The sequence below is a fragment of the Psychrobacter halotolerans genome, assembly GCF_039680845.1.
Lineage (GTDB): Bacteria > Pseudomonadota > Gammaproteobacteria > Pseudomonadales > Moraxellaceae > Psychrobacter.
Window position 1 is genome coordinate 185,795 of record NZ_JBDKWD010000004.1, and the last position, 17,296, is coordinate 203,090.

Annotated in this window: 9 protein-coding genes; 6 read left to right on the forward strand and 3 right to left on the reverse strand. The window is 41.9% G+C overall.

Features of this window, described 5'->3' with window-relative positions; translation table 11 throughout:
* Positions 1-322 precede the first annotated feature (322 nt).
* The 6 genes from AAJP47_RS09135 to pncB all read left to right on the forward strand — a co-directional run bounded on the left by AAJP47_RS09135 (position 323) and on the right by pncB (position 14,693).
* A complete protein-coding gene (locus tag AAJP47_RS09135; RefSeq protein WP_346717785.1) occupies positions 323-1,753 on the forward strand; it encodes a coniferyl aldehyde dehydrogenase in 1,431 nt (476 codons plus the stop codon).
* Positions 1,754-2,172: 419 nt separating this feature from the next.
* The gene (locus AAJP47_RS09140; RefSeq protein ID WP_346717605.1) at positions 2,173-7,230 is read left to right on the forward strand and encodes a hypothetical protein; all 5,058 of its coding nucleotides are present in this window, start codon (positions 2,173-2,175) and stop codon (positions 7,228-7,230) included.
* 286 nt (positions 7,231-7,516) lie between these two features.
* Positions 7,517-9,451 (forward strand): glycine betaine ABC transporter substrate-binding protein, encoded by a 1,935-nt coding sequence (locus AAJP47_RS09145; protein ID WP_346717606.1) that lies wholly within the window; start codon positions 7,517-7,519, stop codon positions 9,449-9,451.
* A gap of 135 nt (positions 9,452-9,586) precedes the next feature.
* The gene (locus AAJP47_RS09150) at positions 9,587-10,537 is read left to right on the forward strand and encodes an ATP-binding cassette domain-containing protein (protein ID WP_346717786.1); all 951 of its coding nucleotides are present in this window, start codon (positions 9,587-9,589) and stop codon (positions 10,535-10,537) included.
* Between the two features lie 619 nt (positions 10,538-11,156).
* Positions 11,157-12,944, forward strand: coding sequence for a bifunctional peptide-methionine (S)-S-oxide reductase MsrA/peptide-methionine (R)-S-oxide reductase MsrB (msrAB, locus tag AAJP47_RS09155; protein WP_346717607.1), 1,788 nt, complete (start codon positions 11,157-11,159; stop codon positions 12,942-12,944).
* A gap of 522 nt (positions 12,945-13,466) precedes the next feature.
* Positions 13,467-14,693, forward strand: coding sequence for a nicotinate phosphoribosyltransferase (pncB, locus tag AAJP47_RS09160; protein WP_346717608.1), 1,227 nt, complete (start codon positions 13,467-13,469; stop codon positions 14,691-14,693).
* A gap of 4 nt (positions 14,694-14,697) precedes the next feature.
* Here pncB and xseB read toward each other — a convergent pair whose 3' ends face one another.
* The 3 genes from xseB to AAJP47_RS09175 form a co-directional block, all read right to left on the reverse strand.
* Positions 14,698-14,943: an exodeoxyribonuclease VII small subunit gene (gene xseB, locus AAJP47_RS09165; RefSeq protein ID WP_346717609.1), complete on the reverse strand. Its 246-nt coding sequence runs from the start codon at positions 14,941-14,943 to the stop codon at positions 14,698-14,700.
* An 87-nt stretch (positions 14,944-15,030) separates the two neighbouring features.
* Positions 15,031-16,530, reverse strand: coding sequence for an exodeoxyribonuclease VII large subunit (gene xseA / locus AAJP47_RS09170; RefSeq protein ID WP_346717610.1), 1,500 nt, complete (start codon positions 16,528-16,530; stop codon positions 15,031-15,033).
* A 219-nt stretch (positions 16,531-16,749) separates the two neighbouring features.
* Positions 16,750-17,121 carry a hypothetical protein gene (locus AAJP47_RS09175; protein WP_346717611.1) on the reverse strand — a complete coding sequence of 124 codons (372 nt, stop codon included), beginning with the start codon at positions 17,119-17,121 and terminating at the stop codon, positions 16,750-16,752.
* Positions 17,122-17,296: the final 175 nt, after the last annotated feature.

The window sequence follows — 17,296 nt, forward strand, 5'->3', positions numbered from 1 at the left end:
AACTATCTGTTATGACGCTTATCTTCTACTAGCGTATTTTTGATCGATGCCAGTGCTCGTATAAGGTATAAAAACGGATCGATAAAAAACGTTAATATCGTGATGTTAATGGCTTGTTAAATTTGAAGGGGTTACAAACCCAATAGGACATTTAATATGCTGTTCATTGTTCTATTGATGCGCTACATTAAGAGATAATGAGTGGTAACATATTCATATTTATAGTCAAAAAGTTCTGTAATGCCCATGTTTATGACAAGGAAGATAAATGACAAACAACGGCCAAGACCACCAAGAGACGACCTCAGCTGAGACTGACGTAATGCCACAACAAGCGGTCCAAACGCGTAGTATTGCCAATACCATTGATGAGATGCAAGCGCAGTTTTCCCATCTAAAAACATTGAGTCGCACCCAGCCCATCAATGATTGGGACACCCGCGAAACCCAGCTTGATAATCTAGAAGTGATGCTGAGCGACAATCAAGAAAGTTTTGCTAAAGCCATCAGCGCAGATTTTGGCTATCGTAGCGAATCAGAAACCCAGTTTGCTGAGCTTTTCCCCAGCTTTACGGGTATCAGCCATGCCAGAAAGCATGGTAAAAAGTGGATGAAAACCCAGCGCGTTTCTATCTCGGCGGTATATAGACCTGCGCATAATGAAATCCAGCCACAGCCACTAGGCGTGGTCGGTATCATCGTGCCTTGGAACTATCCTTTGTATTTGGCTGTCGGGCCAATGATCGATGCACTTGCCGCTGGCAACCGAGTAATGATTAAGATGAGTGAGGCGGCGCCGCAATTTGCTCAAACGTTTGCCGATGCGGTTGCTCATTATTTTTCTTCAGATATGGTCTGTGTGGTATTGGGTGAAGTAGATATTGCGGTCGCCTTTAGTAAGCTGCCTTTCGATCATCTGCTTTATACCGGTTCTACGGCGGTGGGTCGACAAATCATGGCAGCAGCAGCGCCCAATTTAACGCCAGTGACCCTTGAACTTGGTGGAAAATCGCCAGTAATCGTACTGGACGATGCGCATCTGGAAATGGTGGTCAATCGTGTGATGATGGGCAAGACACTGAATGCAGGTCAAACTTGTATCGCCCCTGATTACGTGCTGATGAAGCGTCAGCATCACGATCAGTTTATCCATTTGGCAAAAGAGTGGATGAAAAAACACTATCCTAATATCGAAAACAATCCTGATTATTCGCGCATTATCAATGGCGACCAGTTTAAGCGTGTAAAGGGCTACCTCGATGCATTGTCAGGTGGTGAGATCTATCCACTGACGGATGCCGAGTCCAACATGGAAACGCGCTTTATGCCGCCCGTTATTGTGAGTGATCCGGCGCCTGATAGCGAGGTGATGCAAGAGGAGATTTTTGCACCGATTTTACCGCTTGTTCATTATGAAACGCTGGATGAGGCGATTCATTTCGTCAACTCACGTCCACGGCCATTGGCGTTATATGTCTTTGGAGATAGTAATAGCAATATAGAAAAAGTACGTGATAATACGGTTTCTGGTGGTTTGTGCATCAATGAGGTGATTATCCATGTCGCGCAGCATGATTTACCATTTGGCGGGGTTGGCGAGTCTGGTACGGGTTCTTATCATGGCAAAGCGGGGTTTGAGCGTCTCAGTCACATGAAACCTATATTCGTTCAAAACAAGTTAAATGGCTTGAATCTGTTATTGCCGCCTTATGGTGGTTTGTTTAAAAAAGCCATGGCACTGTTTCTAAAGTAATGGCTTTAAAGGAGTCGTTTTTAAAATAAGATTTTTGAATCAGTCGTTATATATTTATATTTTAAAATAATGATAGTCTAAGCAATAGCACCTGCTCAATTGGGTGCTATTTTTTTGTCTAAAATTTGCTATTAATGGGTCATCAGGTTTGATGCTGAGAGCTGTATAGAGGTGGTTGTAATCATAACAATCTGTTTTTATTCAGGTATACGCCTATATATCATGAATGTCCGACTGGAATGGTGCTATCAGCTGACTCAACAACTAGGATTTTACAATAGGCAATTTCTTAAACCTTCATAACTAGCAAATATTCATTATCTGAAATCGTGAATAAACGTGAATTTCGTGATTTACAGTCTTTATAAGATGTTATATAATCCTTATAAATTATTAAAAACATTTAAGGATATGCCGTCATGCTAGATAAAAAAATTAGATATTTAAACGCTACAACTCAGACTCTAAAAGATGAAGAATTATTAGGCAATACGGTTTTAAGACAATGGGAAGTTATTGTTGATTTAATTGAGCAGACTAAAAACTTAAACCTTGATAAGTCTGCACTTATGAAAAAAACGAGTGACGATATAGGCGTAGTAACTCTTGAAAATTTCCGTAAAAGGATAAGTATGCTCAATCAAGAGTTTAATGATAATGACTTAGGTATTGAGATTAGCAATAGTAAAAATAACGTAGTAATTGCTATTGATGAAAAGAAATTTAATGACAATCTCAACAAGCAAACGGCAGATTTTATCAAACAAAGTAATTCTCACAATAAATTAGATGGTGATAAGTTGGTAGCGCCAAAAGCCAGTCCAAAACCTACGTATGCAAAAAGACAGGTCTTGTTCAGCTATTCGTGGGAACCAGATGCAGAAGAGTTAAAAGCCCAAAGACAGTTTGCCACTATGCTAGAAGATGGTCTTAAAAACCCTCCTGCCAAATATCAAGATAGTCCTAGAGTGTCTCTTTTTACTGACTATAAGAACTTTGAGCTGGGTGAAGATCAAATTGAACAACAAGATGCAATGTGCCAAGAAACACCTATGGCAGTTATCTGCTATACCCACAAGTACCTTCACTCATCAGCTTGTAAGCGTGAAATAGATTACTATTTAACAGAAGATGGCAAAAACCTTCCTAATCGTCGCGCCCTAGTATTGCCATTCGACTGTACATATGGAGATATGGATACTAGATACCAAAAGAATCTAGCGTTAACTCCACCTGATAACTTTACTAACGGTTTAGACTTTTTTACTAGTGCATCACCTGCTAACAAAAAGGCGCTGGTAGGTCAGTTGGTTGAAAACATATACAGTTGGTTTAATAAAAATCCAACCCCACCTAAATTTGATAAATACTATGATGTTAAAAATACATTGCAAGATACAGGCAATAGCATAGAGTTAGGCTTTCAAAGCCCAGAGTATTTGAAAGGCAATACTCAACAACATCAATATGAAGGAGCAATTGATATTGTTGATCTTATGTATGATTGGTCTACAGATACAACAGATCTGGAGACTAGGCTATTCTACTTATTAGGTGATTTTGGCTCTGGTAAATCAACCAGTTGTCAGATGTTAACTAAAAAGTTAATGGACAACTATAATGATAAGATAGCGAAAGATGATATTCATGACAATAAGCCTGTTCTACCTATCTATTTAGACTTAAAAAAGCTCCTTAACGCGTTTAGTAGCCAGAAAGATATTGCTATCGAGCCTATTAGTTCACTGCTTGAAACTATGCTTAGTAGTACTGGAGTTACTAAGAAAGTATCAGGCGATAGCATCATTAAATTTATCAATGAGTATCCTTGCCTACTAATATTTGATGGTTTTGATGAGGTAGGACAAAAGCTTAATGCACAGCAACAGACTGGATTATTGAATAAATTATTGGAAATATTCTCAAAAAGCGTTTATCAGCAAGATCTCAACCGCTTAAATAAAGATAGCAACCAGCAAAATTCGTCAGAAGTACCTATTAATTCACGTATTCTAATCAGCTGCCGAACACATTTTTTCAAAAACTATGCAGAGCAGGAAGCATTTCACCAGCTTTATTACCGCCATGAAGCAGGTGTTAGCGCGGGCGAAGTAAAAAACTATCAAATTTATTACCTTTTACCTTTTACGAAAGAACAAATTGAAAATTATCTTATTAATTGGCTTGGGAAAGCTGACGCAGATAAGGCGTTAAAATTTATAAATAATGTTCATGATTTATCAGGGCTGTCCGAACGTCCGCTTATGCTTAATCTTATTAGGGATTTATTACCTGAGCTACAAAAAGAATTTCAACATAATCCTCATATTAATGCATCAACACTTTACAGAATGTTATTCGATAGAGTTGGGCTTCGTGATAATGAAAAACACTTAATACCGTTAAATGAGAAAAGAAAATTATTAGGACGGTTTGCACTACATTTGTGGCAACAAGGCATTACTACCTTGCATGTAGAAGCTTTAGACGAATGGTTATTAGATAATTTAGATGACTATCCACAACTGAGGATCAAGCTTATTTCAGGTTCATATGCACCTGAAATAATACTACAAGATTTACATAATGCTAGTCTGTTAGTACGAGATAATGACGATGAATATCGTTTTGCCCATACGTCATTTTTTGAGTTCTTTGTTGCTGTAGGTATATTTGATAGTGTAATCAATTGTGATAATACTGAAAAAGGGTTTGAACATATCTTTATTAAAGACACTCTCGGTTCGGAAATTATTCAGTTTTTATTAGATTGGCGTTTAGCGATCAGGAAGAGTGAAAAGGATACATTTGATAGACATTGGCAGCAACTCCAGCAATCAGATTCTAATGTCACTAGTAGAAAAATCGCATTTGATATATGGTATTTCGCCTATATTGAGAATCAAGAATTTACAGTATTAGATAAACCAAACTGGCAAGGCTTGAAGTTCATGAATATCAACCTTGATAAACAATCAAAAAATAAAGCTTTAAACTTAAGTAGCGTTAATTTTTCTGATGCTAGTATTGAAGAATGTACCTTTAATTTTATTGATTTTTCTAAAACTAACTTAACTAATACTTACCTCAGACAAAATAAATTTAATGCATGTAATATTGAAGACTGGGTTAGTGAAACAACAATTTTTCGTAACAATAGATTCAATGATTGTTTAATTCCAAATATTTGGAAAGGCTCTAGTCTATTACACTCGAACTTAATTATGCCATCCAATGAAAGTGAGAACTCGAAAAATCTAAACGTTTTACAACAACTTATATATGAAAATCCAAGTTCTAGATTAGCTTGTTTTCATCCTGATGGTATACGGATACTACTAGGGGGCTATGGCGGCGCCAGTCTTTGGCAAATCGCCAAAGATAATATTATCTGCTTACAGAGTTTCATTGAAGAAGATAGTATCACGGGCTGTGAATTTAGTCCTGATGGCACTCGAATATTAACTGCAAGTCATAAAGGTGTAGGTCTTTGGCAAATAACTGAAGATAATGTTATCTGTTTACAGAGTTTCATTGAAGAAGATAGTATTACGAGCTGCGAATTTAGTCCTGATGGCACTCGAATAGTAACTGCAGGTCGTGGCGGCGCCAGTCTTTGGCAAATAGCTGAAGATAATGTTATCTGTTTACATAAATTTTTTGATGAGAGATTTATTAGAGGCTGTAGATTTAGTTCTGATGGTACTCGACTAGTAACTGCAAGTCATAAAGGTGTAAGTCTCTGGCAAATAGCTGAAGATAATGTTATCTGTTTACATCGTTTTATTGAAGACAAAGAAGATAGTATTACGAGCTGCGAATTTAGTCCTGATGGTACTCGACTAGTAACTGCAGGTAGGGGTGGCGCCAGTCTTTGGCAAATCGTCGAAGATAATGTTATCTGCTTACATAAATTTTCTGATGATATATCATTAAGAGGTTGCGAATTTAGTCCTGATGGCACTCGATTAGTAACTGCAAGTCATAAAGGTGTAAGTCTCTGGAAAATAGCCGAAGATAATGTTATCTGTTTACATGATTTCTATAATGAATTCTTTATCACAAGTTGCAAATTCAGTCCTGATAGCACTCAGCTAGTAATTTCTGGCCATAGTGGCGCCAGTCTTTGGCAGATCATCGAAGACAATATCATCTGCTTACATAGACTTTCTAATGGCTATGGTGCTGAAACTTGCAGTTTTAGTTGCGATGGTCTACACCTAATAATAGGTTGTTATAGCAACGCCAGTCTTTGGCAAATAGCCGAAGACGATGTTATCTGTTTACATAAGTTTTTTGAAAAACAGCCTGTCGCGAGCTGCGAATTTAGTCCTGATGGTACTCAGCTAGTGACTGTAGGTCGTAATGGCGGCAGTCTTTGGAAGATGGCCGAAGACAGTATCACCTGTTTACATAATTTCTGCGATGAAGTTTTTATCAAAAAAAGCAGCTTTAACTCTGATTGCACACGACTAGTAACTGTAGGATATCAATACATAAATCTTTGGCAAATAGTCGAAGACAATATCATCCGCTTAGATCGTTTTTCCGATGATTATGGTACTGAAATTTGCCAATTTAGTCCTGATGACACTCAGCTAGTAATTTCTGGTCTTAACGGGGCCAGTCTTTGGCAAATAGCCGAAGACAATATCATCTGCTTACATCGTTTTATTGAAGAAGAACACATTACAAGCTGTGAATTTAGTCCTGATGGTACTCGAATATTAACTGCAAGCGAGGGCGGCGCCAGTCTTTGGCAAATAGCTGGAGATAATGTTATTTGTTTACAGAGTTTTATTGAAGAAGATCCTATGATCTGCGAATTTAGTCCTGATGGCACTCGGATAGTAACTGCAGGTGAGAGTGGCGCCAGTCTTTGGCAGATAGCCGAAGACAATATCATCTGCTTACATCGTTTTATCGAAAAAGAACACATTACAAGCTGTGAATTTAGTCTTGATGGCACTCGGATAGTAACTGCAGGTGAGGGCGGCGCCAGTCTTTGGCAAATAGCCGAAGACAATATCATCTGCTTACATCGTTTTATCGAAAAAGAACACATTACAAGCTGTGAATTTAGTCCTGATGGTACTCGAATAGTAACGGCAGGTGATGGTGGCTTAAGCCTTTGGCAAATAGCTGAAGACGATGTTATCTGTTTACATCAGACTGAGAAGAATTTAAGGGTGTTTAGTATTGACCAAAGCCCAGACAATAATAGTGTTGCTATTACTACCTTTGATCGAACTTACTTGTATTCTTTAAAAGCTAACAAGATAGCTGAAATAGGTGTTCTACAGTCTTTCAGCGATGCTACTGTTAGTTATAAGGATAGTAGCTTTACAAATGTTTCTTCAATACAGGGCAAGGCTTGGAAATACTTATATAATAAGGTTACAAATGAAGATAATACTATACGAATATTGGCACCTGATACTCACCCAGATTGGGATAAAGCATATAGAGACTTATAAATTTTCAAATATATAGGACTTAACTAAAACATTTAATATCGACTGTTCTATAAGTGTTACCGTTTAAAAACAGGTATTAACAATTGGCAAATAATTATCTATTATCAGTCTTATAAACTGACAAAATTTACAATAAAGCCAATCATCCGTAGATTTCTGTTTAGATAAAGGGTCTGTAGAGGGGTCGAATATAGATCCGCCTTGATTGAGTAAGAAAAGAGCCGTAGCAATCGATAACCATCAATAACGATCCCAGTGTTGATAACAATAATAAATAGGACAGAACATGCGCCAATGGATTGCATTAAGTTTACTGTGTATGAGTGCACTGTTACTGCCTGTATCAGCTTCTGCTGCTTGTGATGCGCCTATTAAGTTTGGCGCATTAACGTGGGAGAGTGGCCAGTTTATCTCGGGCGTCCTCAAATACATCACTGAAGATGGCTACAATTGTGAGATAGAAGAAGTGCCCGGTGCGGGCCCAGCGCTTGAGACGGCGTTATCACAAAACGACATCCAAATTATCGGTGAGCAATGGGTGGGACGCTCGCCAATTATGGAGCAAGCCCTCAAAGACAATAAGGTAGCCGTGATTGGCGATACGCTTAAAGGCGGTGCAACCCAAGGCTGGTATGTGCCTAAGTATGTCTTAGACGAAAACCCGGGACTGCGTAGCTATCAGGATTTACCCAAATACGCTGAGCTGTTTAAAGACCCTGAAAATCCCGGTAAGTCACGCTTTATGAATTGTCCATCTGGTTGGGCATGTGAGGTCTTTAATACTCGTCTACTCGAAAACACAGGGTTGGATAAGGTATTTAACAATGCTCATCCTGGCACTGGTGCCGCGCTTGATGCCGAAATTTCCTCCGCGTTTGAGCAGCACAAACCCTTATTATTTTATTACTGGCAGCCCACAGGATTGATGGCGAAATATGATTTTGCACCATTGGCATTCCCAGATCACGATGAGGCCTGCTGGCAAGATTTATTACAAATAGATGGCACCTCTGACTGCATCTCTGGGTTTCCTGTCTCGCCATTGAGTATCGCCGTATCGACCCCGTTTTTGGAGACCAATCCAGAGTTGGCAGAAGCCTTCAACAAAGTGCAATTCACCTCTGATGAGCTCAATGGCGCTATTTTGGAGATGAGTGAAACCAAACGCAGCGGAGAAGAGCAAGCGTTAGCGTTCTTGCGTGAACACCCAGACGTTTGGCAAGCATGGTTGTCTGATGAAGCCGCTACTAACCTTGCTAAAAATCTAGGTATCAGTTTGACAGGAGCCGCTGTCATCGACTCTACAGCCGCTAACGACAATGCCAATGCCCTAGGCTGGTCAGACAGTTTTCCCTCATGGTCGCTTGAGACTCCACTCAATAATACGCTGGCAAGCGTCGTTCAAAATTATGGCGATGTGTTTCGTACAGTTAGCCGCTTGGCATTGACCTATTTATTGCTACCTATAGAACGTCTATTAACGGTCATTCCACCTTGGTTGATTATTGCGCTCGTCACAGTATTGGCTTGGTTTGGGGTACGCAAAATCTGGTTTGCGCTGGCATGTGGCGTAGGACTGTTTTTAATTGGCGCATTTGGATTATGGGGCGCGTTGATTGACACCTTGGCGCTGCTCATCGTATCGGTGTTGGTTACGGTTGTCATTGGTATTCCGATCGGCATTGCGATGTCGGGCAGTAAGTGGCTTCGCAGAATCGTCACGCCCATATTGGATGTCATGCAAACCATGCCAAGCTTTGTCTATCTGATTCCTGTCTTGATGTTATTTGGTATTGGTAAAGTCCCTGCGCTGTTTGCCACCATCGTTTATGCCTTGCCACCACTCATACGTCTGACCATGCTTGGTATTACTCAAGTGAATCATGAGATGGTCGAAGCGGGACGCTCATTCGGTAGCACGCATTTACAGCTGCTGATTTGGATCAAATTGCCGCAAGCGCTACCGAGCATTATGGCGGGTATCAACCAAGCGGTGATGATGTCACTTGCGATGGTGGTGTTGGCGTCAATGATTGGTGCGCCGGGTCTTGGCGAAGATGTATTGCAATCGATACAAACGCTTAATATTGGTCAAGGCTTACAGGCAGGAACGGCTATTGTTATTGTGGCGATTATTATTGACCGTATCACGCAAGCGTTTGGACAAGGCAAGCGTGCGCGTCAAAAAACCATTGACGCTGGCAAACGTCCGATTGGTTAACGATTTGCCTGAGAGTAAAAGCCCTAAATAAAAGTCTTTAGAATTGTATGCTTATAACCCTGTTTATAAAACAACGTCTATAAACAGCACCTATAAAACAACGTTTACAAAACAGTGCCCATAGCGAGAACCATGATGAATCATATCCAGCTCGAGAACATCAGTAAGATTTATAATGCCACCAGCTCGCAAGCACAGTCAGCACTGGCGTTGTTAGAACAAGGCATGGACAGTGTTAAAGTCAAGGAGCAAACAGGCTATTCGGTTGGACTTTATGATATCAATCTGACCGTCAAGGCAGGCGAGCTGCATTGTATTATGGGGCTATCCGGTTCTGGTAAATCAACATTGATACGTCATATCAACCGCTTGATTGACCCAACCAGTGGCAAAATATGGGTCGATACTGCTATCAATGCAAAACGGTCTACCAAGGCCGATCACGCCATTACTAAGACGCAGTCGCCAACCACTGATTTACACAAGACTCAAGCGCCTCTCGATATGACAGACGTTTCTAACGCCGAGACCAACCATTCAGCCATTGATGTCTTGGCGCTTAACGACAAAGAGTTGCAACAGTATCGCCAGCAAACGGTCAGTATGGTCTTTCAGCATTTTGGCTTGGTGCCGCACATGACCGTCATACAAAACGTGGCCTACGGTTTGCGCGTACGCAAAATGAGTGTTAAGGAGCGCCACGATGTTGCTCGGCACTGGTTGAATGAAGTTGGATTGTCAAACTTAGAGCATAGCTATCCGGATGAGTTGTCAGGCGGGATGCAGCAGCGGGTTGGTTTGGCGCGTGCTTTGGCGACAGACAATCCAATTTTGCTCATGGATGAGGCGTTCTCTGCACTTGACCCGCTTATTCGTGCTCAATTGCAAGACCAGCTGTTAGAATTACAAGCGCGTCTGAACAAAACCATTGTTTTTATTACCCATGATATCGATGAAGCGGTCAAAGTCGGACAGCGCATTAGCATTTTAAACGGGGGACGATTAATACAAACGGGGACACCGAACGAGCTGCGTCAAAATCCAGCGGATGACTATGTGGCACAGTTTATGAGCGCTAAAAACTAGGGCGTGATGCCCATTCAACCATGGCACTGACAGAGACGATTTTTTAGACAATTCGAAGATAAACATAGTAAGTATTGTCGTTCTATACATCTATACCAATATGAATCTTTTTATAACCGTGTTTCACGAACTGTATTTCGTATTTTCCGCTTCTATCTTCATACTATAAGGTTTGAAGGTAACTAATTAACTAACTAACTACCTAACAGCCGTTAACGTGAATACGGAACCCATTGTTTTTTTTCAATTTATCATCATATATAGTCTTATAAGCATCAATTGAGCACGTCATTATTTTTTTATCTCGCTACTCTTACCGCGTTGTTAAATAAGTGTAGCAAGGCATTATTACTATTAAAATCAACTCCATCACCGATGTATACTATTAAGATGTTCTAATACGCCCACGCGTATTATCCTCACAGCGTTATCATATACAAGCGTTCAGCTGAGCTATTTTTGTTGTATTGGCTTTTTTCTTAAATAGCCGACAGCCATACCCTAAATCTGCTTTTTTCAAAAGCCATTATCTACTTACCCTAGTTGCTACAGCAAGAAGGCAAGGAGTGACCGTTTATATCAAACGTAAGGTCACAAGACTTCGTAAAAAGGACATGTCATGCCACATAAAAATATTCGCGATACTAACCGCACAGATATCAAAGCGCTCACGACAGGCTCATCGCGCTGGTTCAAAAATGCCAGTGCCTTTGGCATAACGACCGTACTAAGCGCTGGGATTTTGGTTGCGTGTGGACAGATGAGCAATGCCGAAAGCAAAGCGAGTGGAAGCACTGGGAAGCAAAAAAGTGAGTCGATCAGCTCTCGTGACATGTTGCCCTCCGATATGCTGCAACAGATGCAAGCATTGCCGCAGCTAACAAAGGGTTTGGGTGATACAGGGGCCGCCGTCATTGATCCCAATAAACCAACCTTGGTGAAGTTTTGGGCAAGCTGGTGTCCGCTTTGCTTAGGGACGCTTGAGGAAACAGAGACGTGGCGAAAAGATCCCAAATTTGCGGATCTAAATGTGGTTACGGTAGCAAGCCCTGGTCATCTAAATGAGAAAGAAGATAGTGAGTTCACTACGTGGTATGCAGGCGTTCAAGCGGATTACCCGAAATTGCTCGTACTGTCTGACCCCTCCGGTGAGCTGATTGAAAAGCTTGGCGTACAAGTATATCCAAGCTGGGCTATTCTCGATAAAAAAGGCAACTTGGTTCACTTAGTTAAAGGTAATATCAGCGCTGAACAAGCCTATGCCCTCGCTGAAAATGCCAATAATGATTTTGCTGAGCTTAAGTCTGGCAATGCCAAACCTGCAAACGCGCAAGCACTTGATAATAACAATAAGATTGAAACCATTAAGCAAAAAGATGGCGTTTATTATAACGACAAAGGCAAGCCAATCAATACGCGTTCGATTTATTTAGCGGGTGGCTGCTTTTGGGGTGTGGAAGCTTATATGGAGCGGGTCGATGGCGTCGTAGATGCAGTATCGGGCTATGCTAATGGCGATACGGCCAATCCAAGCTATGAGCAAGTGATTCGTGGTTCAGGCCATGCTGAGACGGTCAAAGTCACTTATGATGCGGATAAAATCGATCTTGATACGCTCTTAAAATATTACTTCCGTGTGGTTGATCCAACCAGCCTTAATAAACAAGGCAATGATCGCGGCGTCCAATATCGCTCAGGTATTTATTACACTGATCAAGAAGATAAAGCGGTTATTGATGCGGCGCTCAAGCGAGTGCAGAGCCAGTATAAGCAAAAAGTTGTCGTTGAAAATGAAGCGCTTGATAACTTCTATGTGGCAGAAGCTTATCATCAAGATTATTTGGCCAAAAATCCAAATGGCTATTGTCATATTGATTTGAGTCTCGCCGCTGATAAACCTGAGGGCGCAACACAAGCCAAGCTCGCGCCTGTCAGTACGGTTGCGGAAGCACTAGATCCCAAGCGTTATGCTGGGTTTGATAAAGGCGCCCTTAAGAACACCTTGACGAAAGCCCAGTACAATATTACCCAAGACGCGGGTACTGAGCGTGCGTTTAGTCATGAATATGATGACTTATTCGCGCCTGGGATTTATGTCGATGTGGTCAGCGGCGAGCCATTGTTTTTATCGACCGATAAATATCAATCAGGTTGCGGTTGGCCAAGCTTTACTAAGCCGATTGACATGCAAGTGATTACTCAGTATGAGGACAAAGCGTTCAACATGGTGCGTACTGAGGTGCGCTCACGAGTCGCAGACTCACATCTTGGCCACGTATTCCCTGATGGTCCAAAAGATCGCGGCGGCTTGCGCTACTGTATTAATGGCGGAGCGTTACAGTTTATCCCCGTTAGTGTGATGCCGCAGTCAGGCTACGCGCCTTTGGTCAAGCTGGTTAAATCATAAGTTTTTTGGCACTATAAAATAAGAGTGGGTCTGCTGAGATGAATTTTACGTAGCCTCTGTCTGCGTAGGCACAGCAAGCAAGAAAAATTTATTTCAGTAGCCCGTTATAATGTAAATAAAAAAAGACGTTAAGACTTTTCTTAGCGTCTTTTTTTATCGTTAAACTTTGTCCGTGAGTAGTCAGTTCTAAATAAAACAAGAACAAAGGTTATAACACGCTACAGTGATAAATTTTACGTAGCCTCTGTCTGCGCAGGCACAGCAAGCAAGAAAAATGTATCAATGTAGCCGCTTATTTGTTTTATAGCAGCTCGTTTTGATTAATAAAAATACGCCATCATCGTAGTAATTTTGCTGCGATTAAAGCGTGAACTCTGAAATCAACCGCAAACTTCGCTATACTTGACGGTTTATTGGTCACTCATCATTGGTGAGTACACTTGCTCTATTGTTCATATATTATGTCGCTCTGCGTATTGGGTGACGTTTATATCTTATCTTTGCGTTTTTCAAGGCCATAGTATGACCGTTACCTATACCCCTATTATTACCTCGTTACTGGATAATGACTTATATAAATTCACCATGCTTCAAGCCATGTTGCATCAGTTCCCGCAAACTCATGGCGTTTATCGCTTTCGCTGCCGTAACAACGCGGATACAGTTTATCCATTAGCCGACATTAAAGAACAACTGGAAAAGCAATTAGACAGTTTATGTGAGCTGCGTTTTTTAGAGGATGAATTGACGTATTTGCGTGGTTTGCGCTTTATGCGTTCAGATTTTGTGGATTATCTTGAATTATTTAAGCTCAAGCGCCGTTTTATCACCGTCAGTACGGACAGTAAAGGTCGTCTGTTTATCGATATTGAAGGCCCCATGATTCAAGCCATGTTCTTTGAGGTCTTTGTCTTGTCGATTGTCAATGAGCTGTACTTCACCGCGTTGTCAGATGACAGCGTTATTGAGGAAGGCCAGCGCAGACTCGATGAAAAGGTCGCCTTATTGCATCATTATGCGGCAGAACAAGCAAAAGAAGGTCAGGACAAACCGCCATTTATCGTCGCTGATTTTGGTACACGTCGACGTTTTAGCAAAGCATGGCAAGCGCATGTGGTCGAGACGTTACACCAAGCGGAACCAAAAATTATAAGAGGCACTTCCAACGTTTATTTGGCCAAAAAGCTGGGTATAACTCCGATTGGGACAATGGCACATGAATTTATGCAGGCGTTCCAAGCGCTAGATGTGCGTTTACGCGACTCGCAAAAAGCGGCGCTTGAGGCGTGGGTGCATGAGTATCGGGGCGACTTGGGCATTGCGCTGACCGATGTCGTTGGAATGGATGCGTTTTTACGGGATTTTGATTTGTATTTTGCCAAGCTTTTTGATGGCTTGCGTCATGACAGCGGCGACCCTTATGTTTGGGGCGACAAAGCCATTGCTCATTATCAAAAATTAAAGATAGATCCCAAAACTAAAATTCTAACCTTTAGCGATGGCTTAACGCTTGAAAAAGCATGGGAGCTGCATCAATACTTCCAAGGCCGTATTAGAACCAGCTTTGGTATTGGTACTAATTTGACCAATGATATCGGTATTACGCCGATTAACATCGTTCTAAAACTCGTTGAGTGTAATGGGCAGCCCGTGGCAAAACTGTCTGACAGTCCAGGCAAGACCATGATCAATAATGACACGTATCTTGCCTATTTGCGTCAAGTTTTTGAATTGGATGAACCTAAATAATAGCTCAGCTATCGCTATTTTCGGTTTTGTTTTCTTCAGCGAAAGCCGCATCTAACGCTTGTTGTACAGCATTAATACGAGTTTCGCAAACGCGATAGGCGGCAATAGATTCTTCGACCGTGGTCATGAGATTGTCGATATCAGGCTCGTCTTGTTGCTGTAGCTCAGTCGCATTGGTTTTTAGAATATCGTAGGCCGCCTTGAATGTCTTTGGGGCGGCTTTTTTACGTTTGCGAGTAGGGGTGGTCATAGTATGTCCTAATGTTAAGATAAATGTTAAAAATGTTAGTAAGGTTAATTAATTAATCTGGTCAATGTGAGCTTAGCAATGAATAGATTAAGTAGCCGTTATCTCTACAATTTGCGCCTTTGCTTTACCATCTTTTAAGACGATATGAACAGTTTGATCAGGATAAAGCTGACTGCTACTGGTCAGTGTCTGCTTGTCTTTGTCATCCATCAGCATGGCGTAGCCTTGTTTAAGCACACGAGAAGGCCGGTGCAATAGCACAATATCACGCAAATGCTCGCTATCACGTTGTGCTTGAATCAGCTGTTGCTGCGTGTTTTTACGAATGGTATGTTGGTAAGTTTTGCTAGCAGTCGCGGCAACAGATAACTGCTGATACGCAGCGTTTTTAATCTGTTTGTGACGCTCATTGGCTTGTCGGGCAGCTTGTTTGACTTGACGCTGAGCGCTTTGCTCAATACTACGCCATGCATAGTCACTGTCTTTTTGTAACGCCGTGAGTTGACCAATTGTTTGTGATTGTACTTGGCTTAGCTGGCGCGTCGCTTGTTGCTCAGCCGTATTGAGCTGACGCTGAGCGGTTTGTTTAATTTGCGCTTGGTATTGCAGCGTCTGAGTGACCAATTGTGCCAAATGACTCATGATTGCCGCGATGACTTTTGATGGCGTATCAAAGCTGGTGTGCGCCACTTCATCTAAAACAACTTTATCACGCTCGTGACCAATGCCAACCCAGACAGGAACAGGCTGCTCTGCGACTAGGGCGGCAAGCTCATAATCGTTGAGATAAGCCAAATCTCCCACCGCGCCGCCACCGCGTATAATAACCAATAAATCGGGTAGACGTTGGTAAGTATCATAAAACTGCTGCTGGGCGGTTACAATGGCCTGACGAATTTCAGCGGGGGCATGATTGCCCTGAAACGTCGCGTTATGATAATGAAAGTGGCAAGCATTTGTACTGGCTAGGCGATTGGCATCGGCTTGAAAATCTCCGAGTCCCGCCGCTTTTTCAGGGGCGATGACTAAGACGTGCTCGATATCAAATGGCGCTGGCAGTTGTTGATTCAGATGCAATAAGCCTTCGCCGGTTAATCGGTCAACCATTTGTGCATACTGACGCGCCAAGTCTCCTAAGGTATAGCTGGGATCAATATCTTCAATGGTGAGCGAAAAGCCATATTGTGGATGAAAGCCTGCTGCTACTTTGAGTAATACCGTCAAGTCGCGATCAAGCGGCATACCGGTTGCGCGTTCAAACTTTGCTAACACGCGTGCCGCTTTAAAACGCCACAGGTTACCTCGGCAGCTAGCGACCACTTTACCGTCATCATCTTTTTCGGCCAGCTCAAAATAGTAGTGCCCACCTTTGCTCGATAGATTGCGAATCTCTGCCTTTACCCAAACGCGATGATCAAAGGTTTGCTTGATGACCATCTCAACCGCTGCCAAATAGTCACTCAATCGCAGAACAGTATCTTCCAAATGGTCCTCTTGCTCAGCCAATTCGGCCTCTAAGGTAGCCAAGTCTTTGGCAGGCGCCAATACTTTTTCCTGTTTTGCATTTGCGAGATTGGGTTTGCGCATAATAGTAGACCACGTGAGTAAAGCTGAGAGATTGGCTAAGGTATAAGCAACAAATGAGAAAAGCCACAACCTAGAGTGGGTAGTTTACCTCAAAAGTACACGTACAAAAAGCGAAGCCAACAAGTCGCATGAGCGTATTTCACGCAAACTGGTTGGCTATAGACTATTTAAAGCGTGCTGGCTTTTATACAAAACATTCAAATATAAAATGAACTCAGACTACTGGCAACGAAAGTTAATCATGTACTCGTAATCGTCCTTACGTGACAAATCTGGTGAGCCCGTACCAAAGATCGAGCCGACAACCGCGCCTACTTGACCGACCATACGTCCAGTACGCTCATCTAAAATACCGTTGTATCTGGCCGTATCATTAACGATAATGACTTGTTTGCTTCGGCAGGTTTTTTGCGCGCTATCGATGGCATTTTGTTGGGCTTTAACTTTGGTATCGGCAATACCAGTCGTTTCATAAACAGAGTTGGCACGCTGAATCACAGGTGAGGACGGTGTGGTGCTTTGACAAGCGCTTAGAGCAAGTGCCGCCGCCAAAGTAGCTGTTAATGTCGCGGTTTTCTTAAAAGTCGTCATAAGTGGTTCCTGATTCTGGTAAATTGACCATAAAAGTTAAGCAAACACGGTATCAGCACAATAGTACTGTGCTTAATATGTCACTTTACAAATAGCACGAACTGAATCTAACCCATTCATGCGATGAGTGTCTAGGCGGTTATTGTGTCCCAAATTATCTAGCACGTTGCCCTTG

Coding starts and splice junctions, on each gene's coding strand:
- AAJP47_RS09135 (WP_346717785.1), top strand. CDS start 323: ATGCCACAACAAGCGGTCCAAACGCGTAGTATTGCCAATACCATTGAT.
- AAJP47_RS09140 (WP_346717605.1), top strand. CDS start 2,173: ATGCTAGATAAAAAAATTAGATATTTAAACGCTACAACTCAGACTCTA.
- AAJP47_RS09145 (WP_346717606.1), top strand. CDS start 7,517: ATGCGCCAATGGATTGCATTAAGTTTACTGTGTATGAGTGCACTGTTA.
- AAJP47_RS09150 (WP_346717786.1), top strand. CDS start 9,587: ATGAATCATATCCAGCTCGAGAACATCAGTAAGATTTATAATGCCACC.
- msrAB (WP_346717607.1), top strand. CDS start 11,157: ATGCCACATAAAAATATTCGCGATACTAACCGCACAGATATCAAAGCG.
- pncB (WP_346717608.1), top strand. CDS start 13,467: ATGACCGTTACCTATACCCCTATTATTACCTCGTTACTGGATAATGAC.
- xseB (WP_346717609.1), bottom strand. CDS start 14,943: ATGACCACCCCTACTCGCAAACGTAAAAAAGCCGCCCCAAAGACATTC.
- xseA (WP_346717610.1), bottom strand. CDS start 16,530: ATGCGCAAACCCAATCTCGCAAATGCAAAACAGGAAAAAGTATTGGCG.
- AAJP47_RS09175 (WP_346717611.1), bottom strand. CDS start 17,121: ATGACGACTTTTAAGAAAACCGCGACATTAACAGCTACTTTGGCGGCG.